The sequence below is a fragment of the Azospirillum sp. B506 genome (assembly GCF_000333595.1).
In the GTDB taxonomy this organism is placed as follows: domain Bacteria; phylum Pseudomonadota; class Alphaproteobacteria; order Azospirillales; family Azospirillaceae; genus Azospirillum.
In genome coordinates, this window is sequence record NZ_BADK01000149.1 from 1 (window position 1) to 1,300 (window position 1,300).

Annotated in this window: 2 protein-coding genes; both read right to left on the minus strand. The window is 66.8% G+C overall.

Going from position 1 to position 1,300, the window contains the following annotated elements; all coding sequences use genetic code 11:
* On the minus strand, positions 1-822 hold an 822-nt coding region (locus I71_RS05335), incomplete at its 3' end, for an acyl-CoA dehydrogenase family protein (RefSeq protein ID WP_042691829.1).
* A 37-nt stretch (positions 823-859) separates the two neighbouring features.
* Positions 860-1,300: electron transfer flavoprotein subunit alpha/FixB family protein (locus I71_RS05340; protein WP_042691832.1), on the minus strand; the 441-nt coding region annotated here is incomplete at its 5' end.

Here is a 1,300-nt window from a genome sequence, read left to right on the forward strand (position 1 = left end):
GCCGAAGGACAGCACGGCGGTCGGACTGCCGTGGATGCCCAGCTTGTGCTCCAGAGACACGCACTTCACCTGATTGCGCGAACCGAGGCTGCCGTCGGCGTTGACCAGAAACTTCGGCACGACGAACAGGCTGATGCCCTTCACGCCCGGAGGCGCATCGGGCAGGCGGGCCAGAACCAGATGGACGATGTTTTCCGTCAGGTCATGGTCGCCGTAGGTGATGAAGATCTTCTGGCCGGTGACGAGGTAATGGTCGCCGTTCGGCACCGCGCGCGACCGCGTGGCGGCTAGGTCGCTGCCCGCCTGCGGCTCGGTGATGTTCATGGTGCCGGTCCATTCGCCCGAGATCATCTTGGGCAAATAGAGGTCCTTCAGCGCATCCGAGCCATAGAGCTGAACCGCGTTCACCGCCCCTTGAGTCAGCATCGGGCAGAGCGCAAAGGCCATGTTGGCGGAATGCCACATCTCCTGCACCGCGGTGTTCAGCAGGTTGGGCAGCCCCATGCCGCCGCGCGCCGGATCGAAGGGCAGCCCGTTCCAGCCGCCTTCCACCAGTGCCTGCCATGCCGCGCCCCAGCCCTCCGCCGTGCGGGCGATGCCATCGGCGTCGAGCCGGGCACCCTGGACGTCGCCGATGCGGTTCAGCGGCGCCAGGACATTCCCGGCGATCTTCGCCGCCTCGCCCAGGATGCTGTCCACCATGTCGGGGCTGGCATCCTCGAAGCCGGGCAGAGCCGCCACGTCGGCCATGCCGGCAAGGTGGTCGAGGACGAAGCGGATCTCTTTCAGCGGCGGGGTGTAGGGGATCGCGGCGGCGGCCATGGGGGACCTCTTCGGGTAAACGGGGAAATGAACGGTGTCAGACGGCCTGCTGCAACTCCGGCAGGGCCTTGAACAGGTCGGCGACAAGGCCGTAATCGGCGACCTGGAAGATCGGCGCCTCCTCGTCCTTGTTGATGGCGACGATGATCTTGCTGTCCTTCATGCCGGCCAGATGCTGGATCGCGCCCGAGATGCCGACGGCGACATAAAGGTCCGGGGCCACGATCTTGCCGGTCTGGCCGACCTGATAGTCGTTCGGCACGAAGCCGGCATCGACCGCGGCGCGGCTGGCACCCACCGCAGCCCCCAGCTTGTCGGCGATGGCCTCCAGCAGGTGGAAGTTGTCGCCCGACTGCATGCCGCGCCCGCCGGAGATGACGATGCGGGCAGAGGTCAGTTCCGGCCGCTCCGACTTCGACAGCTCGGCCGAAATGAAGCTGGACAGGCCGGGATCGGGGGCGGCGGCGGCGTTCTCCAC